Raw genomic sequence first — 26602 nt, 5'->3', positions numbered from 1 at the left:
AAGAAGCAGAGCCTGCAAGCTTGAGGCCGCGGACTCTACTCCTTTCATTTAGTTCTGTATACGTGCAGTTTACTCAGCTGGCGTCTCAGCAAGTGCGTTTTTATCACCAATGGTAACTGGGACTTCCATACGTTTGCCATCACGAATAATACCTAATGTGACTTTATCGCCAACCTTCATCGTTTGAACCTTCGTAATCAAGTCTTGTGAATTTTTGATCTTCGTACTATTTAAATCTACGATCACATCATATTGACGCAGACCCGCTTGGAAAGCTGGCGTCTTACGTTGCACACTGCCAACCAAAGCACCATCTGTATTCGACAGTTTCAATTCACTAACCCAGTCTTTGCCGATATCTTGAAGGCCAACCCCTAAGTAAGGAACTGGTTCTTTCGGAATCGTAACATTGTTTTTCAAATTCTCAAGGACTGAGGAAATCGTACTTGTCGGAATCGCGAAGCCAATACCTTGTGCTTGAGAGCTTACTGCTGTATTGATTCCAATAACTTCACCGTTCAAATTAAGCAATGGTCCGCCTGAGTTACCAGGGTTAATGGAAGCATCCGTTTGCAAGAGATGTTTATATTCGCGAGTACCCTTCTCATCAGGAATACTGATTGGACGTTCCTTCGCACTAAGCACACCAACGGTTACCGTATGGTCGAATCCGTACGGATTACCAATCGCAACAACCCAGTCCCCTACGTTAACGTCGTCTGCTTTGCCAAGAGGAAGGATAGGGAAATCTTTGTCGCCTTCAATTTTAAGCACGGCTAAGTCCAAGTCATAGCTGTTACCTAACAATTTTGCTTTGAAAGGTTTGTCGTAGCCTTCTACCGTCACTTGAATTTCATCTGCACCGTCAACCACATGCTCATTTGTTAGGATATAACCTGTTTTCTCAAAAATAAAGCCAGTTCCCATACCCGCTGGTTGCAGTTGTCCGCTTCCTGCGTCATTTTGACTACTCTTCGGAGTCGTCTGCCCGCCGCCATTATCACCAAAGAATTGACGGAAGAACGGATCATCAAAAAGGGAATTACCACCATTGCTTCGGCTGGAAGTCTTCGGCTTTACAAGTGATTCCACTTTTACAATGGCAGGTCCTGCGTTTTGAGCAATCTCCGCAATGTTACCAGGGCGCACTACATCTAATGCTGCTTTTTTCACATCGCCATTGTTCGAACCACTTGCTACGGCTGTCGCGGAACTCGCACTGGAAGCAAGCGGCTGGTTACCTGAGAACATGTTCGTCTTATCCGCAGTAAACATCAAACCACCGACAACGATCGCCCCTGCCATGAAGGCAGCAAATATGCTCTTGACCGAGGAACGCTTCTTCGCATTCGGATCCCAAGCTGCAGGCCCCTGCGGTGAATTCTCTGGTCCGAAGCTGAAAGGACGAAGTGTCTTAGGAGGTGTTACTTCAACATTCGAAGTTCCTTCCGAGTTGGAGGAAGACGTCGTTAAGGCTTGCCCTTCACTTTCTTCATTAAAAGCAGATTTGTATGGCCCATAAGAATAATAGTAGGAAGGTCTTTCTTTGTTAGCCTCTTGTCCGTCATTCCCTTGCGTATGCTCACGCTTCGTATCTTCGTTGTTATCATTATTCTGCGGCTTGAAAAAGTCGCTATAGTCTTTTTTATTCTCGTCCATGGGTCTTACCTCCATTGATTAAAATGATAAGTGCATGCTCTCTTGAAGGATCATGTTGTTCTCTATGTGTCTATCATGCACTCACAACCTTAAACGAATATTAAAAAACAATAAAATGGAGGTAAAAATAGGACATATTTTAGTGAATCCAGGCTTGTTCAACTTTTTGGAGTACGTTTGCGGCTTCTTTTACCCATTTATCCTCGATCCCCGCATCCGAATCCACGGGTGCTTGGAACTGATCGATTAGCGCGCCTGCTGTTTCGATTTCAGCCTCCGGATCTAGTCCTTCATTATAGACATGCTTTAGCACAAAAGGGGTACCTACTTCAACAAGCGCATCGGTCGCTTCGACATCGCCGTCAATTCTACCCGTGATCACCTGAACCGGAATTCGCAGCCATACTTTATGCGCTTCATCTAAAGAACGATCAAAGTAGCCATGGTCGTAATCCCAACCGCCGCCCAAGTTAAAATCAAACTGTTCAAGCTGGGCACGCACCTTGTCAAATGTTTCTTGAACCTGTTCCAAAGAGGAAGATAGTGGTTTCATAGCTATTGGACACTCCTTAAGCGCTCATATTATTTTACTTACGCATAGAATGTGCCAAATTGACGTTTTTATGTGCAATAATCCCTCTATTTGTTCGATTGTACTAAACCCATCCTTTACGATGAGCAAATATGGCCAATTGCGTACGATCTTCAAGCTCACACTTCATCAACAGATTGCTGACGTGTGTTTTCACCGTTTTGATACTAATAAAAAGTTCTTCAGAAATATCCTTGTTGCTTTTCCCTTCGGCAATTAGGAGGAGCACTTCTCGTTCCCGCGCAGTTAGGCCCTCTTGCTCAGGCAATTCATTGCGTTGTCTAATCCCTCTCGTTAGCGCTTGAGACACTTCCGCATTCATAATCGGCATCCCGCGGTACGCGCTCTGAATCGCATGAATCAATTGATCAGAAGAAACCGTCTTCAACATGTAACTAATGGCGCCAGATTCAACAGCCTCCAACACCTTGGCTTCCTCTAGAAAGGAAGTTAACATGATCACTTTCATCTGCGGAAACTTCTCACAAATCAACTTCGTCGCGCCAATCCCATCTAATACCGGCATCGTTAAATCCATCAGAACAACATCTGGCAGTAACGCATCGTTACCTTCATTCAACTGATCAAAAGCCGCTTGACCGTTCGATGCTTCACCTACAACTTCTAATCCAGGCTCAAGCGATATGTAAGTGCGTAAACCTACACGTACCATGTCATGATCATCAACAATCATCACTTTAATGTTCGGATTCATTCTTATTTCCCCCTATTGCCCAGAAAATCGCGGAATACGCACACGCACACGCGTTCCAGACCCTAATTTGCTATCAATTTCTACTTCGCCGCCTAACTTTTGTGCGCGTTCTCTCATGGTTGACAAGCCGTGGGAAGCAGAAGGAATATCACTTCTTTCAAATCCTTGACCATCATCCTGCAATTGCAGCACATATTGGTGCTCCCGCTCATAGATCGCGAGTCGAACCTGTTTGGCCGAAGCATGTTTAATGACATTCGCAAGTCCTTCTTGAATAATGAGAAAAAACTGATGCTCAATCGCCTCTGAGATGAGTTCAGGCAGTGAAACATCAAGTTGACCCTGAAGTTCATGTGTCCGGCAATATTCCGGAAACCATTTCTCCAGGGCTTCTTGTAAGCTCATATCTTTTAATTCGATCGGTCTAAGTTGTGAAATGAGACCTCGCATCTGCTTCTGAGCGTGATGGGACATCTCGATGAGCTGATTCATCAGAGCTGGTGCAGCCGATGGGTTTCTTTCCAATATTTTCGGAAGAGAAGAAGCTGACATGTGAATAGCAAACAGTTCTTGGCTGACCGTATCATGGAGATCACGCGCAAGTCGGCGCCTCTCCTCCATCACAGCATTTTCTGTTAACTCTTGATCCCGAATTGCTTCGGCTTCCCCTAACTTTTGCAACAGCTGCACACGTTTTTCAATTGAAGTCGCCATGCTGTTAAAAGCATCATACAAGTATAAGAAGGGCTCCACCGGCTCCATATCGATGCGGACCGAAAAATTCCCTTTTGATAGTTCCAACATCGCGACATGAAGTTCATCTACCTTACGCTGCCATCTTCTAGTTGCAATGAAACCTACGGTCAAGCTCACGACAAGTATCGCGATAGCGAACCACAATCGGAAGTCCCAAGAACTCAGTTCCTTCTCGTAATACTCAAGTACGATATAAATACCTGAAACCGTTAATACGCTCGAGATGAGAAAGTAATTCAGCAGTTGCCACTTCATATTGAACATTCGCAATTTATACATGCTCCATCCTTAACCTATCTTCTTAATTGTGATATCACCGATAAACATGCTTGTCGTAACAACGATCTTGTGTTCAGCCTCTTCATAATGGGAGGTTTGCGTTCTAATGTTGCGCAGGAATCCACTCTCTCGACGATCAAGCACCTTCATATCACCGATAAAGGAGCTCGCCAAGACGCGTACCTCTACATCCATGTCATTAGGAATGAAAATCTTCACATCGCCAATAAAAGCAGTAACATGAATCGTAGTTTCTCCACGAGGTATCGAGGCACGCGTTAAATCAATAACCGAGTCACCGATAAAATGTGAGATTTGAACAGGCTTTAATTCCCATGCTTCTTGACCAAGATGAACATCGCCTATAAAACCATGACGGTGAAGCACATTGCCTGAATCAAAATTACGAACAAAACCATCATATTTATGTTGGTGATCGTTATCAAAGCTGTTTGTCTTCGGCTGACTAGCACGACCTGCTTTTTCCTTGGCGTCAATTTCGTCCGAAATCTGCCACTCATCACGCTGGTCATCCAACGGGTAGGTACCGTGAATTTCCTTCAGAACTTCTTTTTCTTCTTCTGTTAGTCCATATTTCACGTTACTTGTTGTGGAATGGTCCCTCTGCTCTTTCGGATTACTCGATAAATCGTTGGACATATTCCAATTAGCGGACTCCCAATTCTTCTTATGATGTGCATGACGCATGCGATGCGCTTCTCTTCGCGCTTGTCTTTCTTCCTCTTTGGCTTTCTTAATAGAAGGCCAATCAGGTGACTCTTTCTTGCCAGGTCTAAAAATCACATGTAATCCAAAGAATATTAATGCAACCGGAGCTAGAAACTTAAACATCTCTCCAATGGATAGATCGGTTAGATTTAAATTTTTCAGTAGAAAAATGGTACCAACCCCGCACATCAGTAAGCTGCCGATGGATCCACCCCAATGGTATTTGCGCTGTGAGACAAAACCAATAAGACCGTAGCAAATAAGAATGGCTGGCCAATACGTGGAAAACAAATATCCGATGTCTACTTGAACGATTCCCAATTGATTTAGTAAAAAGAGTGTCCCCGCGGACACGAGAACTAGCCCCCAGATCACTCTTTGAAGCATATGCGGATTCATACGTTCTTCCTCCATTTGTGTAAAGCGTTGTTAAGATAACTCTAGTTTATAAGATCCAAGGAAATATGAAAAGAGACGTTAGATTGACGGCTCCCTCCGTCTCGAGACTGATTTTTTAGAGGCCGTGATTCCCAAACCTCACATGACTGTCGTATAAGACGAACAATTCGCCTTCCATGTTATGTATTCTTACGTATTCCGTTGACATGCTTATCATCAGAACCGTATAATTGGTGCTGAGAATGCTAGTATTATAAGGAGAGATTACAGGGAATGGATCAAATCCAACAACTAACTTCTGGTTTAGACACGATTTGGGTTGTATTAACTGCTGCTATGATTTTATTAATGGAAGGCGGCTTCGCCTTACTAGAAGCAGGGTTTGTCAGACAAAAGAATGCTGTAAGTATCATCATGAAAGTGTTCGTAGATATCTCATTTGGTGCTCTTATTTTTTACTTTTTTGGATTTGCTCTTATGTACGGCAAGGATGTCGGAGGAATCATTGGTACAACGGGCTTCTTCATGGGAGGAGATCTATCACATATCGCGTTAACGATCTCACATGACACCTACTGGCTATTCCAATGCGCCTTTGTTATCGCTGTAATTTCGATTGTATCTGGCGCAGTAGCAGAACGCATCAATTTCCGTGCTTATATCCTTTATACGATTGCCATGACGGGAATCATCTATCCTGTCGCTGGCCACTGGGTATGGGGCATCAATGGTTGGCTTGGCAAGCTCGGCATGGTTGATTTCGCCGGATCGGCTGTCATTCATGGCCTTGGTGGTTTCTCTGCTTTAGCTGCGGCGATGATTATCGGTCCAAGGATCGGCAAATTCTCGGCAGATGGAAAAGCTAACATCGTCCCTCCATCTAACCTGCCACTTGCCTCTGTAGGCGCGTTTATCCTGTGGTTCGGTTGGTTTGGGTTTAACTCGGGTAGTACATTAAGCGCTACCAACGCTTCCATTGGGCACATCGCGGTCACCACGATGCTATCCGCTGCGGCTGGCTGTGCGGCCTGTATCCTCTTCACCATGATGCGCTATCGCAAAGCTGATCCACCGATGGTTATCAACGGTGCGCTTGCCGGCCTCGTCGGGATCACTGCAGGCTGCGCCTTTGTAAGTGACGCTGCTGCCATCTGCATTGGTGCGATATGCGGTATTGCCATGGTCTACGCAACAGAATTTCTGGAAGCTAGACAGATTGATGATCCGGTCGGAGCCTTTCCCGTACACGGAATCAGTGGTTGCATCGGTACACTCGCAGTTGGCTTATGCGCAAAACCAGACGCGATCCGCGAAGGAACGGCTGGATTATTCTATGGCGGCGGCTTTGATCTTCTAGGTGTTCAAGCGCTAGGTCTACTTACAGTCTGTGCATGGGGCTTCTTCATCACTTGGGCATTCTTGAAGCTCATTAAGCTCATTGTTCCTTTACGTGTAACTCGCGATGAGGAACTAGTTGGTCTAGACGTTGGGTCACACGGTGTTCCTGCGTATAGCCAAGAAGAAGGATTCTTGGATCTGCAGAACCTGAAGAATAACCAATAATAGGACTACATAGAAAAGGACACTGCACTCGCAGTGTCCTCTTCCTTTTATGAAAATATATTTTCGAATTCGTCTGGGAAAGTGATATCTTCCCCTGGCTTCGAATTATTCATGATTTGTCTCGCTTGCTCGATTTCGGCACGAAGCTTTCTTACTTGCTCCATCGGTTTCTTTACATAATGGATATACTCAACAGCAAGATGATGATCAGGCTTCTTACCGGAGAGCATGCGCCGAAACGATGACATGGTTTGATAAGCCCGTTCTTCCTTCATTCTCTTAACTTCATAACGCTCAACAACCTGCTCAATTTCACGAGCCTGTTGTTCTTTCCGCGTAATAAAAGCTTCCAAGAAGGGAAGTACCTCCGCAGCTTTCCTTGGTGTTCTTAAGGGCTTTCCATCCGATCGTAATGCTTGTAGCATAATCCGTCACCTATCTCTCCGTGTCAAGATTTATAACAGTAATCTTATTTTACACTAAAAAGAGCGGTTTGAGAACTATTAATTTAACACTAAGTCGATTCCAACGACACCAATTGGATTTCCCATGTCATCTATGACAGCTTTTGATAACGTAATACATGGTTTTTTCGTAATAGCTGACACGTACTCGTCCGAAATGAAGAGTTCACCAGCCATCGCGCGCTTCCACCACTCTCTGCCTTTGGCATTCACTAGGCCTGCCTCTGGTTCAGAGTAAATAAAGGTGCCATCACCACGATTAGACCAAATCGCTTCAACTCCTGCAGTTTTCTTCAAAATGCCATGCAAATGGGAAGTATGCTTATCTTCCAGCAATGATCTGATGTCAGGTACGCGAACAAGCGCGTTCAACAATTGCTTCATTTCTTCAATATTCACATGAACGGTTCCCGCTTTACTCTTCAGGCCAACTGCTTGGATTGCTTGGATGAGCTCTGCAGAAGAGCGATCTAAATTCTGATTAATATGCTGCAATCTCGATACCTCATGACGCTGCTTTTTCATCTGATCCAAGGTATGCTCAACACTCGACATTGTATCTTCCATCAAGTCCACAACTTCCCCTAGTGATGACCTTGTCCCCGAAACCAGAGAAGATTGGTGCTTCGTTGAACTCGTGGTGCTTGCCACTAAGCTATTGACGTTAAGGATCAACGAGAAGATCGTATCAATCTTGCCCTTCATCACCTTCATCTCATCAATCCCGTGCGTAACTGAGGCTTTCTCCTCAGCAACCGCTGCGACAACCTGCGATACGCCGCTCTCAATGTCAGCGAGAAGCTCAGAAGACTTCTGAACGGCTTCATAGCTTTGCGCAGCTAGCTTCTTAATCTCCTGGGCTACGACCGAAAAGCCTCTTCCATGTTCACCAGCTCTAGCCGCTTCGATAGATGCATTTAAGGCGAGCAAAGATGTTTGAGCAACGACTTCGGTAATGAATGTATTGATTTCTTCAATCTTGGAGGTATGTGCTGTTAAATCCTGAATTTTCTTCTGCATCGTATCATTGTTCACGTGCAAATCATTCATTACTTCATCTGTCGCATTTAGGGAGCGACACACATCAACTACTGTATCTTTGGTTTGTTCACTTTCACGATGCATATGTAACGACGAATCCAAGATCTGATCGGCAGCGGCAGACACCTGCTGAATCGCAGCAAAGGCCTCTTGGAGCTGTCCTGCGGCATGCTGGCTGCGCCCCTTCAATTCCTCTTCGCCTTGGATAGAAGCATCCGCAATTTGAAGCAAATGACCAATGGAGCGATTCACTTCTTCAACTGCCGCAGCTAAACGATCCGCAACAACTTGCGATTCTTGGATAAAGGTACGAAATTGCTCTTCGTGATCAAGCGTCCCCTGCTCTCGAGCTTTGCCTGACGCTCTAGAACCTAGTAATGCGCTTACACCCATAAGCAGGAAAATAGCGACACTCACCACGGTAACCCACTTTGAAGCTGAAAAAATAGCGAATGCATTCAAACCAATACCAATAACGATAAAACCGTAGAACCAAGCTTTCTGCCTTGAATCCGTCCACATGCGCAACCGGAACTCCTCCCAAAAGGAACAAAATGTTAGTTTTTGTTACATTATATCGTAGGAGGGCGGGAAAAGAAATGAGAAAAACGGAGACCCTCTCGGATCTCCGTCTTTGTTATCAGCTATTTTTTATTTATTTTGGTTTTGTGTGTTGTTTTGTTGCTGCTTGTTAGGTACCGCTACTTCAGTAGCAAATTCAGCGTCTTGCGCTGCTTTCTTGTTGTTCTTGTTCTTTGCCATGTCAATCACCTCCTGTATGAGTATCTTTTCCCAAACAGGATTTTTTATGAATTTATTTTTTACCAATTTGACGATTACAGTGCTTTAGCAGGTGCCAAAATTTCATCTTTTAGCTGCTTCCAAATGACCTCTGTCACTTTGCCATTCCCTTTTTTCACCACAAAAACTTTAACGGTTTTCTTACCCCATTCTTTATAAACCTGGTCCTTCGTGTCAAAATACAGATCGATTTTCTTCCCCTTAATCGCACTTCCTGTATCCGCAACAACCCCATAACCATAGCCAGGGATAAACAAAACCGTCCCTAATGGAAACACCTTCGTGTCTGCAGCAATCGTTGACAAAGCTTTATCATCACGTTTGACTTTAATACCTGAATATGTAATTCCATAGGTAGGATGATCTGGGGTTTTCCCCGTCGATTCTTTGCCTGCAAAGTACCCTGTGGCAGTCACTTCAACTGCTGTGTATTTCGACAAATCTGAATCAAGGTTGGGTACAAAACGGTAACTCACTTGCTGCTGATGCTCTTGAGCTACAGGCAATGCCACAGGTTCAACGAGCCCTGGCTGTTTACCTTGCTGAACTTGTATATGGGTATCGGTGATTGCCGCCCTGTCTGTACCTGAATGACTAACCTTCTCTTCTCCGAAAATCACGACCAAAACGGTAAGCACCATCCATGCCAAAATCCATTTGGATTGTACCTGCGCATCGGTTATTCTCATTGTTTTAAGCCTCCCCCTACTAAAGTAGGCTGTCCATTTCCTATCATCAATAAACCTCCACATCTAGATTCCATGTTTAACATGTCCTTCTTTTAACTACTTATTCACCAACTTTCCCTATTTTGAACACAAAAAAGCCGAGATGTGTTTTCACATCTCGGCTTCCTACTCATGATTGATTATAGTTTTTGATTAATCTCATCGTTAATCATGCTAATGACTTGATCAATTGGCTGCGTACCTAAATCCCCTTGACCGCGTTTACGAATGGACAAGCTGTCATTCTTCACTTCATTCTCACCAACAACGAGCATGAAAGGAATTTTCTCCAGCTGTGCTTCTCTGATCTTGTACCCTAGCTTCTCATTGCGATTGTCTGCTTCAACTCGAATGCCCGCGGCTCTCAATCTGTCTGTTACTTGATTGGAGAACTCTTCAAATGCTGGAGATACCGGAATAACTTTTGCTTGTGTTGGCATCAACCACGTTGGCAGAGCACCAGCGAAATTCTCTAGCAAGAAAGCAGTCATACGCTCCATTGTGGAGATGATTCCTCTGTGGATGACGACTGGACGGTGTTTCTGACCATCTTCCCCTGTGTATTCAAGCTGGAAGCGTTCTGGCAGCAAGAAATCGATTTGTGCTGTCGAAAGCGTCTCTTCTTTTTTCAACGCTGTCTTGATTTGAACATCTAATTTAGGACCATAGAACGCTGCTTCACCTTCGGCTTCAAAGAACGGCAAACCAAGCTCTTCAACAACCTCACGAAGCATGCGTTGGGAAGTTTCCCACATTTCATCATCTTGGAAGTACTTCTCCGTATCCTTCGGATCACGATAAGAAAGACGGAAACGGTAGTCCGTGATTCCGAAATCCGCATACACTTGACGAATTAAAGTAACAACGCGGGAGAATTCTTCTTTGATTTGATCCAAACGGCAGAAGATATGAGCATCATTCAACGTCATTGCACGAACACGGTGCAAACCAGTCAGTGCGCCTGACATCTCATAACGGTGCATTGTGCCCAGCTCAGCAATCCGAACCGGAAGGTCACGGTAGCTGCGCATATCACTCTTATAAACCATCATATGATGCGGACAGTTCATCGGACGAAGAACCAGTTCTTCATTGTCCATGATCATTTTCGGGAACATATCTTCGCTGTAGTGCTCCCAGTGCCCAGAAGTTTTGTACAATTCAACGTTCGCAAGTACAGGTGTATACACGTGTTGGTAGCCTAGACGCTCTTCCAAATCAACGATATAACGCTCCATTGTACGTCTTAGCTTCGCACCATTTGGCAACCAAAGCGGTAAGCCTTGACCTACTTCACGCGAGAATGCGAACATTTTGAGCTCGCGGCCTAGTTTACGGTGATCCCGCTTCTTTGCCTCTTCAAGCAAGTGCAAGTGCTCATCCAATTGTGCTTTCTTAGGGAAAGCAGTTCCGTAAATACGTTGCAGCATTTTGTTTTTGGCATCTCCGCGCCAGTAAGCACCAGCTACACTCAACAATTTGAACGCTTTAATGCGTCCTGTTGACGGCAAATGTGGTCCGCGGCAGAGGTCAAAGAATTCACCTTGATCATAAATTGTAAGAACGGAATCTTCCGGTAGATCACGGATCAATTCTAGCTTGAACGGATCTTCCAGCTCTGTGAAAATACGGATCGCTTCTTCACGTGATACTACACGGCGCGTAATTGCCAAATTTTCATTGGAGATTCGCTCCATTTCCTTCTCGATTTTGATCAAATCTTCAGGGTTAAGCGGAGTTTCCAAATCAATATCGTAGTAGAAGCCGTCTTCAATGACAGGGCCGATCCCTAATTTGACTGCTTTATTGCCATAAATGCGCTTGATTGCTTGTGCCATCAAATGCGCCGTGCTATGACGGTACATTTCTAGACCTGCTTCGCTATCGAGCGTTAGGATTTCAACGTCAGCATCATTGTCCAAAGCGAAGGATAAATCAACGGCTTTCCCGTTAACTTTACCACCCACTGCATTTTTTTTCAGACCGGATGAAATGGATTCCGCTACTTGTTCAATGGTCGTCCCTACTGCATACTCTCTCACTGCGCCATCTGGTAATTTTACTTGTACAACCATGTCCTTGCCTCCTATTGTGTTAGTAAATTGAACGCAAAAAAGCACACTACATCCCATAAAGGGACGAGTGCGCTCAGCTCGTGGTTCCACCCTAGTTCGATTCGCTCCTACCTAAAGATAAGCCGAATCCTCATCAGCATTCGTTAACGGGAATGATTCCGGTACTGTATAGTATCGCACCTGCAAGTCAGGTCGAATTCCACAATACGGCTACAAAGGGGTAAACAATCCGATTTGCTGAAGGAGATTGCAGCCTGGTCTCCTCTCTCTGAGCAGTTCATACAGAAAGTTCATGTCTTTGATACTAACGCCTTCGATCACTATTATAAATGGCGAGAAGGGCAAGGTCAAGGGGATAGTTGATCCTGCTTTTTGGCATCTCCAAGATAAAGGTCGCAAGTTCGGCAATAACTGCACACCGATGTACGGTCCTCAAAGATCTGTCGGATTGTTTTAATAATCGTCAATTCAGGATCCCGTGTATGAATATAAATGTTCGCAGGCGAGACCGTAATCAGTGTACTCACGATCATATCCTCGAAATTAATATCCTTCTCCAGCATTTCCATTCGGAAGCTTGCATCAAATTCGTTCGCATCAATCGGCTCCATACGGTCATTTAAAATAACAAACTCGTGGCCGCCTTTATGAATTAGATGTGCTGCAGGAATTTTGGCCTCTTGAATATACACGAAATATTGCAGGAGCGAAATAAATTCCTGATATTGGCGATCCATCATAAATTCATCAATCGCATATTCAGCAATTTCCCGCAACTCTTCCTTGTATTCCTGAATGCGAAATTTCAGAAACCCATCCAGGCTGAACTGTGGATTCTCCTCAAGCAAAATGACGATCTGCTCCTTCAGCATTTGAATGCGACGAAGCCGGCTTGGGCTGCTGTTCACCAGTGGTAATCCTTCCAAATCGCTTTCTTGCTTCAAGGACTGCTTACAGTAGCCTTCAATAGCTTCGATATCCGACTGCTTTTCATATTTAAAATCCTTTGTGATTAGATTACGCAATATGCCCGATTCCTTGTCCGCTACGATGTGGCTCGCCAGCACTTCAGCCAGACAAGATCTCACTTGAGCTTCATGGATAACAGGATCGTGGATCACACTTCCAGCTTCTGCCTCCACATAAATAAAAGCACGTGTTTCACACCAAGTATAAGTAGCCTTTAAACCATTTTGGGCGATATGTAAATGCTGCAGTGCTTGATTCAACTGTGCACTCAGCGAACGTACATAGAATTCCTCAACATGAATAAGGGTAATTGCAAACAGTTCCATGTGCTCACTCCTTCCGTCTATGCATCCTCCTCTTAAGAGTATATGGTCGAGAGGATGGAGATATACAACCAACAATTTGCCATTTGCGGAAGGGTTATAAATGCAAAAAAGGAGCAGCACAAGGCTGCTCCTCTCATAAGAAAGGATGGCATGTTACAACTGCTCTAGCAGAGTCTTAACCAGTAAGAATGGGAGAGCACCGATAGAGATGAAAGCAAAAAGGAATCCTTGCATAAAATTTTTAAGCAACTTCACAAAAATCACTCCGATCTTCAATCTCATATTGTGGTGTGCCTTCATTCTACTCCTATTGACCATTGGTTACCTGAAGCTAAGATTAATTTTCCCTTAAAGAGGTGCAGAAAGTTGAAATACACGGGTGATTTTTGAGTAACTGACGACAAAAACGCTTATCTATTCAAATCCCACCAGTGGATTAATCGTAGATAAGCGCTGCCGTTCATATATGTTTAGTTCTGCATTACAAAATCACGATCAATCTTCACATTCTCATCATCAAACACGCGTAGAATTTGATACTTGGTGTTCCGCTGCGCAGGGATTTTGCCTGCTTGACGGATGATGTCCAGTGTTGAAGACACGTTAACTTTGTGCGTAGTACCCGCCGCGGACACAACGTTCTCTTCAATCATAGTGCTGCCGAAGTCGTTACAACCGTAGCTAAGCGTCTGCTTGCCTACCTCAGGTCCCATGGTGACCCACGAGGATTGGAAGTTTGGCACGTTGTCCAGCATAATGCGGCTAATCGCTAATGTTTTCAAGTATTCTTCAGGCGTCACTTTCTCCGCCTTCATATTCGTGTTGTCCGGTTGGAACGTCCACGGAATGAATGCCAAGAAGCCTGGTGTGTTCAGCTTCTGCAGCAACACATCGTCTTGCGCATCGCGGATACGGAGCATATGCAGCGCACGTTCTTCCATAGATTCGCCAAAGCCGATAACCATCGTCCCGGTCGTGTGCATGCCAAGCTTGTGCGCCGTCTGCATAACGTCCATCCAATCGCGCCAAGAGCCTTTCAGCTTGGAGATCTTGCGACGCGTACGGTCATCAAGGATTTCTGCTCCGCCGCCTGGCAAGGAATCCAAGCCCGCTTCGTGCAATTGACGAACGATTTCTTCTAACGATAAACCGCCGGAAACATCTTTCATTTTCATAATTTCAGCGGGTGAAAAGGAGTGCATCGTAATATCAAAACGGTTCTTAATTTCGCGTAAAATGTTCGTGTAATAGCTAAATGGCAGATTCGGATTCGTGCCACCTTGCATCAGAATTTCGGTACCGTCAACATCCAAAGTCTCTTGGATCTTCTGGAAAATCGTTTCATCCGGCAGTACATAACCTTCCTTCGAACCTGGTGGTCGGTAGAACGCACAGAATCTACAATACACATCACAAATATTCGTGTAATTGATGTTACGCCCAATCACGAAAGTCGTTATCGGATCTGGGTGCCACTTCTTCATAATCTGATTGGCGGTGTCGCCAATTTTCTCTATTTGATCGGATTCGAATAGCGTAATGCATTCTTCTACATCAATTCGTCCGCCTGCTTGTGCTTTATTTAAAATGCGATCGATCGGTTTCATTGCAACTCACTCCTTTACTTTCTGAAGGCTCGTATCCATTAATCGTACCATATTCAAGCCAAAAAAGCAGCACAGGGCTGCTTTTTCCAGACGTTATTCCTTTGTAAATATGAATAATTTCTGAATACAGTAACGCTTAACCGCGTAGAGCTTGTTCCAAATCTTCAATAATATCTTCGATATCTTCCAGTCCTACGGAGTATCTCACGAGACCATCCGTAATACCGCGCAACAAGCGAACTTCCTTCGGCATCGCCGCGTGTGACATCATCGCAGGGTACGAGAGGATACTCTCAACAGCACCTAGACTCACCGCAACGAGTGGAATCTTCACTTTGCTTAGCAATTTCTTCGCTTTCTCCCCTGAACCTACATCAAATGAGACGACAGCTCCGTAACCGAGCGATTGCTTTTCATGAATTTCTCTACCTGGGTGGTTAGGCAAACCTGGGTAGTAAACCACATCAATATCCGGCTGCTCAGTCAGCCATTGTGCTAATCTACGAGCACCCTTCTCGGACATCTCCATACGAGCTTGCAAGGTTTTCATGCCGCGAATGAGCAGCCATGAATCTTGAATGCCGAGCACGTTCCCCATGCCGTTCTGAATTTGCTTCATACGACGGCCTAAACTGTCATTCGCAACAACAGCTAGTCCAGCCAACACGTCACTGTGCCCGCCTAGGAATTTTGTCGCGCTATGAAGCACGATGTCAATGCCTAGCTCAATCGGACGCTGATGATAAGGCGTCATGAACGTATTATCCAGCATCGTGAGTAGATCATGCTCCTTCGCAAAAGCAGCGATTTCACCGATGTCTGTGATGCGAAGCGTCGGATTCGACGGCGTCTCGATGAAGACAGCTCTTGTATTCGAACGAAGCGCCGCTCTCACTTGAGCGATATCGGTCATATCCACGAAAGTGGATTCCACACCCATGCGATTCATAATCGTTGTCAACAAACGATACGTACCACCGTACACGTCTTCCGTACAGATGACATGATCCCCTTGAGATAGCAGCATCAATGCGGATGAGATTGCCGCCATTCCAGAGGCGAACGCAAAGCCTCGCGTTCCGCCTTCCAGCAAAGCAATATAATCTTCCAACGCCTGACGTGTCGGGTTACCAGAACGCGTGTAGTCGTACTCTTGGTTGGCTTCCAAATCAGCCTGATGAAAGGTAGAAGCCTGGTACAAGGGCACACTCGATGCCCCTGTCGCTTCATCAATTTCAGCACCAAAGTGGATTAGTCTTGTTGCAAATTTGCCTTGCGGCTGGCGTTTGTCTTTATCCGAGGAATGGCTCATGATTGTGGAGCTCCTTCCAATTCGGCTTGTGACGCCTCAAGCGCATTCGACAAATCTGCAATCAGATCATCGATGTGCTCGATCCCCACGGAGAAACGAAGTAGACGGTCGTCTACACCGATTTGCTGTCTTATTTCCAGCGGAATATCCGCGTGTGTTTGTACCGCAGGGTACGTCATCAAGGACTCCACGCCGCCTAAGCTTTCAGCGAAAGCAATGAGCTTAATGTGACGAAGAATCGGTTCGATCAATCTCGCATCTTTCACTTTGAAGGAGAAAATCCCTGTGTTCCCGTTCGATTGTTTGTTTTGAATTTCATAACCCGGATGAGACTCTAATGCTGGGTAGTACACGTCTGAAATCAGCGGATGCGCAAGCAAGAAGTTGGCAATAGCTGTTGCATTCTGCTCATGACGCTCCATGCGCAGCGCAAGAGTTTTCATCCCTCTCATTAAAAGCCAGCTATCCTGAGGTCCAAGTACCGCACCAATTGAATTATGAAGGATAGCCATCTGCTCAGAAAGTTCTTTCCCTTTTGTAACAATCAAACCAGCTAACACGTCATTATGACCACCCAAATACTTCGTCGCGCTGTGGATAACGATATCCGCACCAAGTTCAATCGGACGTTGTAGGTAAGGCGTAAGCAATGTGTTATCAACGATAGAAACGATGCCCTTTTTACGGGCCCAAGTACACACAAGCTCAAGATCAGTAATCATCATCAACGGGTTCGTTGGCGTTTCAATAACAAGACCCTTCGTATTTGGCTGATAGGCACCTTCTAGGGCATCCAAATCATTCGTGTCTACATACGTAGCCGTTACACCGAAACGGGACATAATTCTTTCTAATAACCGATACGTACCACCGTATAGATCCAAGGATACGATTAAATGATCCCCTTGGCTGAAATAGGCGAAAATCGTTTGCAATGCTGCCATACCTGAAGAGCAAGCAAATCCTGCATCTCCGGATTCAAGCCCAGCAATGGCGTCTTCTAGCACTTTACGGGTCGGACTCTTCGTGCGAGCATAATCAAATCCTGTGCTCTGTCCAAGCTTAGGATGGCGAAACGCAGTTGCTTGATACACTGGAAAGCTTACAGCACCTGTAACAGGTTCTTCAATTGAGCCAATTTGAGCGAGACGACTTTCAATTTTCAACAAGGGAATTCCTCCTCAGGATGTGGGTACGAATATTTTTACAATTGCGAACTTGCCAAGCTTTCATTAATGTTCACTGTCAATTCAAAAGGCGTTTCTTGATATACATAATAGTTCAGCCAGTTTGAGAACAGCAAATTCGCATGGGCTCTCCAAGTGTTGTAAGGCATTCTACTAGGATCGTTATTCGGGTAATAATTGTTCGGGATATCGATCGGCAGCCCTTTCGCCACATCGCGGTCATATTCCCATTTCAAGGAACAAGCATCATATTCCGAATGTCCGGTTACGAAAATATGTTTGCCATCGCGCGTTGCCACAATATAAACGCCTGATTCCTCGGATTCAGATAAAATTTCTAAATCTGGACATCGTTCGATATCTTCACGAGTAATATCGGTGTGACGTGATTGTGGAACGTTGAATACTTCATCAAAGCCGCGCAGCAACTTCGTGTTCGGAACACTCACCGTATGTGGGAATACACCAAACGTCTTTTTCTCAAGACCATATTTGCGTACGCCGAAATGATGGTATAGTCCTGCTTGCGCTGCCCAGCAAATATGCAAAGTGGAGGTAACATTACGTTTGCTCCATTCAAGGATCTGTGTTAGCTCCTCCCAGTAGTTCACATCTTCGAAGTCCATTTGCTCTACGGGTGCGCCAGTTATAATCATACCATCTAGCTTATCATCTTTGATATCATCAAAGGTTTTGTAAAACATATCTAAATGTTCGAGAGATGTATTTTTGGAAGTGTGGGTTTTGGGATGCAGCAGCACGAACTCCACTTGCAGCGGCGTATTTCCGATCAAGCGCAACAATTGCGTCTCCGTTGTTTCTTTGGTCGGCATTAAGTTAAGCAGGGCAATGCGAAGTGGACGTATATCCTGGTGATACGCGACAGATTCGTCCATGGTGAAGATGTTCTCTTGGTTTAAAATTTCTTTGGCAGGCAGGTTGTCAGGAATCTTGATCGGCATCCTGTTCACTCCTCTTCTTTAATTTAGTTTAGGTGGAAAATATCTATAGAAACGCAAAAATGACCCTCTCTGGGATCAGAGAAAGGCCATGGAAAATCAAAGTCAATGTCCTTTCCTTATCTCCCAGATTCGCTGTAAACAGCGTTTCCGCAAGAATTAGCACCGTGCTCCCCTTTTTACAAAGGTTTGTCGGTTGCCGGGTGTCATAGGGCTAGTCCCTCCACCTACTCTTGATAAGAAAACGTAACGTATGCGATTAGCATTATCATACTATAAATTAAGTGAAAGTCAAGATGGTACTGCTTGTATTTCTCATTAGAAATATTTAAGATTTAGCATTTGCAGTAAAATAAAAAGGTATGATACAATTTGTATCACACGGACTATGTTTCAACAATTGAAGAGAAGGTTATATAGGTAGGATAAGCTGTCGCACTACAAAGCTCATTTGATTCCTAATCATAGCAAAGAAATGAGGGCTACTATGTCAACCCAAACCTCGGATAATTTCTCAGCTTTCGCTTCCCTACATCGCTACTTCGCCTTAATTGAAAGTGACAAGCCTACACTTGAGCAAGCAGCAATTGCTGTTTCACAGCTTCCTCTCGTCTACGGCGCTGTCAATGAAGATGACTTGATGAAGCGCGGCGGCCCTGAACTGATTCAAATGTACACGGACATTAAAAATAAAATCCTGAATGCCGCCAAGTAAATTTTGGCGGTTATTTTTTTGACACCGACCTTGCCTATTTCCCATAAGCTATCTAAACGACAATTCCCTTTATTCATGTAACTTTATGGCTTGAAACGTGATATATGAACGGGTATACTAGACAAGTATTCGACACGGACGGAAAAGGAGGGCATACGCTTGGACGGAGAACCGAGGAGTAGAACCTGTAAAGTCATTAGTAAACAATTTCAAAGTGTAGGAATGAAGTCGGTTATTCCATCATCCAGAGTATTGCTCTTCTAGATAGATGAACTAACCGGCTGATTCCATTCAAAGGGGTGGGCAGATGAAAACACGGTTGGTTCAAAATGGTATTTTTACGTTAGTTGAAGATGTGACCACTGCGCTATTACCTCCAAGCCAAGGTTTCTATTGGATTGATGCGGGGATCGAGGATTTAGAATTATTACAGCCTCTGTTCCATTTGCATGATTTGGCCGTAGAAGACTGTCTGAGTGAGGAAGAACAGCGTCCAAAGATTGAATTTTATGATTCTCATTATTTCATTGTGATTAATAGCATTCGTTTCGATGATGAAGAAATTTTCCTTCGTGCACTTAATTTATTTCTCAGCAAACATGTCATCATTACCGTAACACGACAAAAAATAAATGAACTTCGCGCGCTTAAGCCTTTCCTTTGGGAAGAAGAAGTGAACAGCGCCGATCGATTCTTATATCACTTGGTCGATCTTGTTGTCGATAACTATGTAGCGGTCGGTGACCGGATTGAAGCTAAAATAGAGAAACTGGAAGAAGATATTCTCATGGCGACGAAGAAGTCCCACTTGAATGAGATTATTGGTCTCCGTTCTGAGATTCTATGGCTGAAAAAGATGCTGGTGCCTCAACGTGACGTCATCGGGACGCTGGGCAAAAAAGAATTGAGACTGATTGACCATCAGCTCCAAAAGTATTTCGGCGACATCTATGAGAATGCCGTCAAAATCGTGGATACCTTCGATACGCTCCGCGATCTCATGGGGAACTTACGAGAAGCTTATCAATCCAGTTTGGCGAACCGCGCGAATGATATCATGCGTGTGTTTACCGCGTTGACAACAATCTTCATGCCATTGACGTTTATTACCGGTGTGTTCGGGATGAATTTCGATAACATTCTTGGTCTGCATCTAACCGACCATGGGGATGAAATTGTGCTAGCCTTCATGGGTGTACTCGGCATTGCCATGTATATCCTCTTCCGTAAGAAAGAATGGTTATGACCCTTTCCGATTTAATAAGATGGTGACTTCAAACAGCACGTTGCTGAGAAGTCACCTTTTTTATATTTCACTTAGGCTAGTTTAATTTTGACAAACTTCCGTTTCCCTACTTGCAGAATATCACCATCTGCTGGCGTGATTTGTGCATGAATGTCGGTTAGCTTCTGTTCGTTGATTTTGACAGCGCCTTGCTCCACACTCCTTCTTGCTTCCCCATTCGACGCTTGCAGAGCTAGATGAACCAACAGCTTGATAATTGAGATCCGTCCTTCATCCAAATGCTCGGAACTTAGGTTAACCTCCTCAATTTCATCAGGTAAAGACCGTTTCTGAAAAACAGTGATGAAATGCTGTTCGGCTTCCTCAGCCGCTTGTTCTCCGTGATACATCCCCACATACAATTTGGCCAGCCTCAGCTTGGCATCTCTTGGATGGATTGTACCCGCAGCAAGACCTTGCCGCAGCTCTTCTAATTGCGAATTCGACAAGGCTGTCGTCAGCTCGAAATATTTGAGCATCAGTGTGTCCGGAATGGACATCGTTTTGCCGAAAATATCATTCGGTGACTCATCGATTCCGATGTAGTTGCGCAGGCTTTTGCTCATTTTCTGAACACCATCCAGCCCCTCAAGCAAAGGCATCAGAATCGCCACTTGACCTTCTTTGATCTCATAAGCACCTTGAAGCGTGCGGCCCATTAAGATGTTAAACGTCTGATCGGTTCCACCTAATTCGATGTCACTTTCCAAAGAAACTGAATCGTAACCTTGCATAAGCGGGTAGAAAAACTCGTGTACATGAATCGGCTGATTCGCCACATACCGTTTGGCAAAATCATCTCTTTCGAGCATGCGAGCAACAGTTACCTTTCCAGCTAGTCTTAGCACATCATCAAAACGAAGCTCACCTAACCAAGAAGAGTTGTAATGGAAAGTTGTTTTATTAAGATCCAACACTTTGGCTAACTGTGTTTGGTAGGTTTCTGCATTACGTTTGACATCTTCCTCTGAAAGCTGTTTACGCGTCTCTGATTTCCCCGTCGGATCTCCGATTCGTCCTGTAAAATCACCAATAATGAGCTGAACCTCATGGCCCAAATCTTGAAATTGACGGAGCTTCTGCAGGACAACGGTATGTCCGATATGAATATCGGGTGCTGATGGGTCTAAGCCAAGTTTAACTTTGAGGGGAATCCCTGTCACAACAGCCTTCATTATTTTCTGCTTTAGCGCTTCCTCGGGCACGATGTCTGCTGCGCCTCTTTGGAGAATACTTAATTGATGTTCCACTTGATGTTGTTGCTCTTCCGTAAGCTTATCCCATGAAACCATACGATCCCTCCGTTCAATTGGTAAAAAGAAAACAAAAAAGACAACCACCTCGTCCACAAAGGGACGAGAAGGTTGTCTCGCGGTACCACCCTAATTAAAGAGAGGGGTTCCACGCTTAACAGCATGTCACTTCTCTTTCACTTAGAAGAATAACGACAATAAAATTGCCGGGTGTAAGCTACTGATACTCGAATGAGTACGTTCCCTCCACCAACTCAGAACTGTAATTCGGAAAACATGCTTGCATCGGTTTGCACCTTCCACCGACTCTCTGCAGCAGCGGCATTTCTCCTACTTGGGGCATCGCCCGTGTTCGTCATCGCATTAACGGTTATTAGATTATTGACCATTTAATCATATCCGGTTAGTTCTTGTCAATACACCTCAACTAGCGGCTTGCGACGTAAATCTTTCCTTCTCCCTGCGAAAACGCAACCGAAGCAGACGCAGCCATTCATAGGCACGATCAAGCTCTTTTCCTTTCAGTTCATCCGTCCCCGTAAGGTTCTTTAGAACTGGTTTCAAATAGCGGTCACCTTCAGATTCATACGCATTCCACGCCTTAATTTGCTCTTCTTCAGGGATCGTAGCAAGCTCTGCCTCCACGAGTGGATCCATATCATAGCCTTCACGATCCAATTCTTCGACCCACAGCAGTAATTCTCTTCGCGGCATCGTTAAATTGGCTTGAAGATCGGCTAAGCTGCCGCCCCCAGCAACGATTTCAAGCAGTTTACGTTTACTGATTTCGCGATCTTGTTCGATTCGCAGCTTCTGTTCCCTCTGTGCGAGCAGCCAGCTTTCGAATTTCATCGTATCCACATAGTTGGCTACCCAATCCAGCGGGAAACCGTTGGTGCGTGTGCTTTCACCGATTAGATTAAGCAATTGCTCTGCGTACATAGCGGTTTTTTGCTCACCGAAACCAGGGATTTGCTGCAGCTCTTCCTTGGTCTGAGGCAAGAAGACCGAAATCATCCGTAGAACGCGGTTCGTTGCAAGAATATAGGGAGCTTTCTTCTCACGACTGGACTGTTCGCGGCGCCATGTACGCAAAGACTCGTACATCACATCATTCGGATTTTCCTCACAGTAATACGTTAGCATTTGGGTCATTCTCGCTTTGCCAGTAAGCCCGTTCGTCAGATCTAATTCTGTGTGAACTAATGGCCGGAAGCCGCTCCGAATCTTCTCGCGTAAGCCTTGACGAAACGCAAATAGCATTTCATCCCAGCTAATGCCTTGGAACCATTCATCCTGCTCCAGCTTACCAACGAAGTCAGGTTCACTCCAATACACGCTCCAAATCCCTTGCTCCTCGACAATTGAAACCTGCGCGGAGATCACTTGCTGATCCCCCGAATTCTTCTCCAACGTGTTCAAAAATACAATGTTCATCGCTTTCCATGCCTCCAGACGTTTTTATGAAATGAGTGTGAGAAAAACGAAAAAGCACCTCTACCGCCCACTAGGGCAGAAAAGGTGCTTCCCATTTTCAATATCCAAATCATACCATGTTTGTCAGTTAGGCGCAAGACTGTTTTGCCCGGCACCTTTTATCGGTTATAATGGGTGCATACTAGAAAGAGAATGGAGTGTCCTCATGTCTGATTATGACTTTTTATATGATCATCAAGAAGAAACAACAACACGATTTGTGTGTTTTGTTGGTAATGCCTTACACCGTTTTGACCTCGCTATCATGACGACTACCCGTTATTACGGGAAAAAGCTAGTTATCGATTTACAATCAGGACGCAGTGCTGTTATTGGGCCGGACGATTTGGACGAAGAAGGCTACCTCGAGCATGTGTTTAAGATCAACGAAGAACAAGCTCAAGAGCTTACCGAATTTTTATCCCAAATTATTGGATCCATACATTTCACGGATATTTAAGGGATTGGCGGGGGACACTGGAAAAAGCATAACCTGAAAAGGAGGCTTATCCATGCCTAAAAAGTCATCACAGAATAACCACGTAGAAGGATTAGGCTTCCTCTCAGAGGACCGCCTCGCCGCGTACACGGACCTCAAGACTGTAGAATCCCAACGGAACGATATGATTCCTGAGGAGTTCCCAGAAGGGGCCTACGGCACCAGCATGATGTCTGAGTCACTTGGGAAGAGCACCCCTTGGCGAGAAGATCAACGTCCGACTAACCGATTTGCTTATGAGAATCGCGAACTGCACGAAGGTATTACAAGGGACTATCCGGGAGCAGATGATGCGAACGGCGAGTCTACTGAGGGCTTGTCCTAAGAACAACGAAACGCCACGAGCACCCGTCAAAGGGATGTTCGTGGCGTTTTTGTTCAATTCTCTATTTGCCGAGCAGTTCCAAGTGTCTGCCGATATGATGACGAAGGCCTTCTGCGAAGGTATCTTCTTGATCAGCCAATGTTTGGAAGAATTCGTCCGCAAATGTGCGGCTTCCGTCTTCATTTTTCGCTTGAAGGAGCAGACCATACGTAATGTGCAGCAATTGACGCGCATTGTTCTCTTCCATGTAATCAGGCAGCTGAGCATCCGTTACATCACTAAGCAGAGCAATTGCGCTAATATCTGTCGTTACGTGGTAGTATGCTGTCGCCTCGACGAAGTGATCAAGTGCGTATTGGTGCATACGGCGATAAAGCGTAGGATTCACTTTCGCTACAACACGTACCGCTTCCAACCAGTTCGTGCCCGCTGTTTTGATGTGGAATAAGCCATTCGTGTATTGCCCAATCAACGGGAACACACTGAATTTATCACTGCCGGAATGGATGCTTAGCTTGTATTCAAAATGAACAGCAATCGCAGCATGACTAGCTAGCTCACGCTCAAATTGTGCGATGTCGCCAATGTAGTCGATCCCTTTTTGAAATTCACCGCAGAAACGTGGCGCCATGCTGAAAATGGTAACACCGCGGTCACGCAGCTCATTGGCTACCAAGTAATGTGCCTCAGGTGATGTCGGCGTCGCTGTTTCATCAATGGAAATCTCGAAATCAACCGCACGATCAAGTGTGACGATATACTTGCGGTAGATCGCTTCCATGAAATTAATCGCTGCATCATAGATCAGTACATCTTTTTTCAAGGCTTCAGCCGTGTAAGCAAGTGTGGCTCCTGGAACATTAGCTGCCGTTTGCAGGTAGCGTTCTTCATAGCGGCTGCGTAAGCTAGCTGGTAGTTGCTCGTATTTCGCTGCAATTTCTGTTTCAGACAACGATTCAATGGTATTGTCGATGTTTTCGGAGCAATCCAATGTCAACATCGTAAAGCCAAGACGCAACGCGTACTCGATGTCCGCTTCTTTCTTCAAGTGGTCGCCGTCAGCGCCGTATCCGTCTGTGTATCCTTCTTGCAGAACCGCATAAGCCGCTGCATCCAGAACATCCTCATAGGTGCGGCCAGTTAGAGCAAGCTCACGAATACTTTGTTGAGCAAGAACTGGACGAATATCTTTACCGCGAATCGTTTGGATATGACCAGGACTTGCAATACCAAGACGATCACCTAAGCCCATTGTTGCTACTTGTGTACCGAAGGCTTGTGGAGCTGTGTAAGGTAAAAACTGATTGATTACCAGTCGGTTTGCATGTGTTAATGGTGCTACTTTTCCGCCTTCTACAACTTCACCTTGCAATTGGTCGAACAATTCTCCGGAGCCTACGACGATTAGCTGCTTGCCTTCTGTTGTGCGTACCATCAGCAATGTTGTATCTCCCACTTGCGTTAAGGAAGAAGCATACACTTTAATTACCTCAGATGAGAACTCGTTTACTTTTCCTGCGCGTACTGCCTCTATAAGTGCGTTCACGTTTAATTTCCTCCTAATTTTGCAAGCGTTTGCTAATCATTCTATAGCTTCATTTTATCGCAAGTAAGGAGCGTTTTCTCATCATCTATTCCTATTTTTAGCGAAAACTATTCATATTTTTCACTAATTTCATGCTATACTTCAGTTACCTCATTTCCAAATAAGGAGCATACTCATATGTCACGTACCGTCACCTTCGGCAATGAAGATGAAGGCCCCTTTTACATTCAACATATTCATCGTTCCGGTCCCTTCGAGAGAACTCAGCACATGCATGAAATGTATGAGCTGTATTATTTATACGAAGGTGAACGTATGTATTTTATCCGGGATAGATCGTATCTCATTCTTCCGGGAGATTTGGTTCTCATCAATCGTCGTGAACTTCATGCCACTTCCGATTCAGATCGATTAGGACATGCAAGGGTCGTCATCAACTTTAGTGACAGCCTTTTGGAAGGTAAAAAAGATGAAGCTCCCTTTCTACTCGACGCCTTCACACATGCTACGCCAGTACTGCGGTTAGATTTGCTTACTCGGCGGCTCGTAGAAGACATTCTCGGTAAACTGCTTTATGAAGCGAAGGAGCCACATATTGGGCAATCCTTTGCCATTACGCACTATCTGATTGAACTGCTTCTATTCACGGCACGTTTCGTTCGTGTACACCCAGTTACTTCACCGGAACATGTTTCGCCTTTACATCGAAAAATATCCACCATCGTCCGATATATCAATGACCATTCTGCTGAATCGGTGCGATTGGAGGAGCTTGCTGAGCAGTTTGAAATCAGCCCTGCTTATTTAAGCCGGATGTTCAAAGAAATCACCGGATTCTCACTTGTTGAATATGTGAATCTCGTGCGCGTACAGGAAGCTCAGAGACTTCTGGCCACGACGAGGCTAAAAGTCATCGTGATTGCTGAGCAAGTAGGCTTCGGCTCCCTCGTGCAATTTGGGCGTGTATTCCGCCAAATGACGAAAATGACACCGCTTCGTTATCGGCAGTCGGCTAGTGCAATAGTTAGGTAGAACAAACCATTTTTTCGAGTTACGTTACTCCTTTGGCCACTTTCAACACGCGCAACTCGATTTTTTCGAGTTACGTTAGTCCTTTGGCCACTTTCGTCATGCGTAACTCGATTTTTTCGTGTTACGTTACTCCTTTGACCACTTTCGTCACGCGTAACTCGATTTTTTCGTGTTACGTTACTCCTTTGGCCACTTTCGATACGTGTAACTCGATTTTTTCGTGTTGCGTTACTCCTTTGGCCACTTTCGTCATGCGTAACTCGATTTTTTCGAGTTGCGTTACTTCTTTGGCCACTTTCGTCACGCGTAA

23 protein-coding genes, 1 riboswitch and 1 other annotated feature are annotated in these 26602 nt (G+C 44.9%); of the genes, 6 read left to right on the top strand and 17 right to left on the bottom strand.

The genetic code is table 11. The features are described from left to right. Positions 1-69: 69 nt before the first annotated feature. The 5 genes from AC58QM_RS02910 to liaF form a co-directional block, all read right to left on the bottom strand. Complete coding sequence (locus AC58QM_RS02910) at positions 70-1659, bottom strand: S1C family serine protease (RefSeq protein WP_497281197.1); 1590 nt, start codon at positions 1657-1659, stop codon at positions 70-72. Between the two features lie 139 nt (positions 1660-1798). Further along, positions 1799-2212 (bottom strand): YugN family protein, encoded by a 414-nt coding sequence (locus AC58QM_RS02905; protein ID WP_497281195.1) that lies wholly within the window; start codon positions 2210-2212, stop codon positions 1799-1801. A 103-nt stretch (positions 2213-2315) separates the two neighbouring features. Continuing rightward, positions 2316-2966: a response regulator transcription factor gene (locus tag AC58QM_RS02900; protein WP_497281193.1), complete on the bottom strand. Its 651-nt coding sequence runs from the start codon at positions 2964-2966 to the stop codon at positions 2316-2318. Positions 2967-2978: 12 nt separating this feature from the next. Next, positions 2979-4001: a HAMP domain-containing sensor histidine kinase gene (locus AC58QM_RS02895; protein WP_497281192.1), complete on the bottom strand. Its 1023-nt coding sequence runs from the start codon at positions 3999-4001 to the stop codon at positions 2979-2981. Between the two features lie 9 nt (positions 4002-4010). Further along, positions 4011-5129, bottom strand: coding sequence for a cell wall-active antibiotics response protein LiaF (gene liaF, locus AC58QM_RS02890; protein ID WP_497281190.1), 1119 nt, complete (start codon positions 5127-5129; stop codon positions 4011-4013). Between the two features lie 273 nt (positions 5130-5402). On the opposite strand from liaF, the gene AC58QM_RS02885 reads away from it, so the two are divergent. Then, entirely contained in the window at positions 5403-6692 is a 1290-nt protein-coding gene (locus AC58QM_RS02885; protein WP_497281188.1) for an ammonium transporter, read from the top strand. A 47-nt stretch (positions 6693-6739) separates the two neighbouring features. Here the strand turns inward: AC58QM_RS02885 and AC58QM_RS02880 are convergent, their stop codons facing one another. The 9 genes from AC58QM_RS02880 to metA form a co-directional block, all read right to left on the bottom strand. Then, a complete protein-coding gene (locus AC58QM_RS02880) occupies positions 6740-7117 on the bottom strand; it encodes a hypothetical protein (protein WP_497281186.1) in 378 nt (125 codons plus the stop codon). A 78-nt stretch (positions 7118-7195) separates the two neighbouring features. Then, on the bottom strand, positions 7196-8719 hold the full coding sequence (locus tag AC58QM_RS02875; protein WP_497281582.1) for a methyl-accepting chemotaxis protein: 1524 nt from the start codon (positions 8717-8719) through the stop codon (positions 7196-7198). A 314-nt stretch (positions 8720-9033) separates the two neighbouring features. Beyond that, entirely contained in the window at positions 9034-9687 is a 654-nt protein-coding gene (locus AC58QM_RS02870; RefSeq protein WP_497281184.1) for a 3D domain-containing protein, read from the bottom strand. A 179-nt stretch (positions 9688-9866) separates the two neighbouring features. Then, a complete protein-coding gene (gene thrS / locus AC58QM_RS02865) occupies positions 9867-11801 on the bottom strand; it encodes a threonine--tRNA ligase (RefSeq protein WP_497281182.1) in 1935 nt (644 codons plus the stop codon). 347 nt (positions 11802-12148) lie between these two features. Then, on the bottom strand, positions 12149-13096 hold the full coding sequence (locus tag AC58QM_RS02860; protein ID WP_497281180.1) for a putative sporulation protein YtxC: 948 nt from the start codon (positions 13094-13096) through the stop codon (positions 12149-12151). A 470-nt stretch (positions 13097-13566) separates the two neighbouring features. Continuing rightward, positions 13567-14703 (bottom strand): cyclic dehypoxanthinyl futalosine synthase, encoded by a 1137-nt coding sequence (mqnC, locus tag AC58QM_RS02855; RefSeq protein ID WP_497281178.1) that lies wholly within the window; start codon positions 14701-14703, stop codon positions 13567-13569. 136 nt (positions 14704-14839) lie between these two features. Then, entirely contained in the window at positions 14840-16015 is a 1176-nt protein-coding gene (locus AC58QM_RS02850; RefSeq protein ID WP_497281176.1) for a trans-sulfuration enzyme family protein, read from the bottom strand. Beyond that, positions 16012-17181: an aminotransferase class I/II-fold pyridoxal phosphate-dependent enzyme gene (locus AC58QM_RS02845; protein ID WP_497281580.1), complete on the bottom strand. Its 1170-nt coding sequence runs from the start codon at positions 17179-17181 to the stop codon at positions 16012-16014. Before AC58QM_RS02845 ends, AC58QM_RS02850 begins: the two co-directional genes overlap by 4 nt. 38 nt (positions 17182-17219) lie before the next feature. Then, positions 17220-18164 (bottom strand): homoserine O-acetyltransferase MetA, encoded by a 945-nt coding sequence (gene metA / locus AC58QM_RS02840; protein WP_497281174.1) that lies wholly within the window; start codon positions 18162-18164, stop codon positions 17220-17222. A gap of 113 nt (positions 18165-18277) precedes the next feature. Then, a riboswitch (SAM riboswitch) is annotated at positions 18278-18404 on the bottom strand. Positions 18405-18648: 244 nt separating this feature from the next. On the opposite strand from metA, the gene AC58QM_RS02835 reads away from it, so the two are divergent. Together AC58QM_RS02835 and corA are read left to right on the top strand one after the other, a co-directional pair. Then, the gene (locus AC58QM_RS02835) at positions 18649-18876 is read left to right on the top strand and encodes a hypothetical protein (protein WP_497281172.1); all 228 of its coding nucleotides are present in this window, start codon (positions 18649-18651) and stop codon (positions 18874-18876) included. Between the two features lie 307 nt (positions 18877-19183). Beyond that, positions 19184-20122, top strand: a complete 939-nt coding sequence (gene corA, locus AC58QM_RS02830) for a magnesium/cobalt transporter CorA (RefSeq protein WP_310501954.1) — start codon at positions 19184-19186, stop codon at positions 20120-20122. Between the two features lie 71 nt (positions 20123-20193). Here corA and tyrS read toward each other — a convergent pair whose 3' ends face one another. Next, positions 20194-21453 carry a tyrosine--tRNA ligase gene (gene tyrS / locus AC58QM_RS02825; RefSeq protein ID WP_497281170.1) on the bottom strand — a complete coding sequence of 420 codons (1260 nt, stop codon included), beginning with the start codon at positions 21451-21453 and terminating at the stop codon, positions 20194-20196. A 56-nt stretch (positions 21454-21509) separates the two neighbouring features. Next, positions 21510-21782, bottom strand: a binding site (T-box leader). 55 nt (positions 21783-21837) lie between these two features. Continuing rightward, positions 21838-22851: an HRDC domain-containing protein gene (locus AC58QM_RS02820; protein ID WP_497281168.1), complete on the bottom strand. Its 1014-nt coding sequence runs from the start codon at positions 22849-22851 to the stop codon at positions 21838-21840. A gap of 205 nt (positions 22852-23056) precedes the next feature. Between AC58QM_RS02820 and AC58QM_RS02815 the strand changes: the two genes are divergently transcribed. Together AC58QM_RS02815 and AC58QM_RS02810 are read left to right on the top strand one after the other, a co-directional pair. Continuing rightward, positions 23057-23350, top strand: coding sequence for a DUF3055 domain-containing protein (locus AC58QM_RS02815; RefSeq protein ID WP_310501957.1), 294 nt, complete (start codon positions 23057-23059; stop codon positions 23348-23350). A gap of 52 nt (positions 23351-23402) precedes the next feature. Next, positions 23403-23714, top strand: a complete 312-nt coding sequence (locus AC58QM_RS02810) for a hypothetical protein (RefSeq protein ID WP_497281166.1) — start codon at positions 23403-23405, stop codon at positions 23712-23714. 61 nt (positions 23715-23775) lie between these two features. Here AC58QM_RS02810 and AC58QM_RS02805 read toward each other — a convergent pair whose 3' ends face one another. Then, the gene (locus AC58QM_RS02805) at positions 23776-25260 is read right to left on the bottom strand and encodes a tagaturonate epimerase family protein (RefSeq protein ID WP_497281164.1); all 1485 of its coding nucleotides are present in this window, start codon (positions 25258-25260) and stop codon (positions 23776-23778) included. A gap of 177 nt (positions 25261-25437) precedes the next feature. On the opposite strand from AC58QM_RS02805, the gene AC58QM_RS02800 reads away from it, so the two are divergent. Beyond that, complete coding sequence (locus AC58QM_RS02800) at positions 25438-26292, top strand: AraC family transcriptional regulator (RefSeq protein WP_497281162.1); 855 nt, start codon at positions 25438-25440, stop codon at positions 26290-26292. Positions 26293-26602: the final 310 nt, after the last annotated feature.

This window comes from Paenibacillus sp. J22P165, from assembly GCF_059692015.1.
This window is presented reverse-complemented; position numbering and strand designations above follow the sequence as displayed.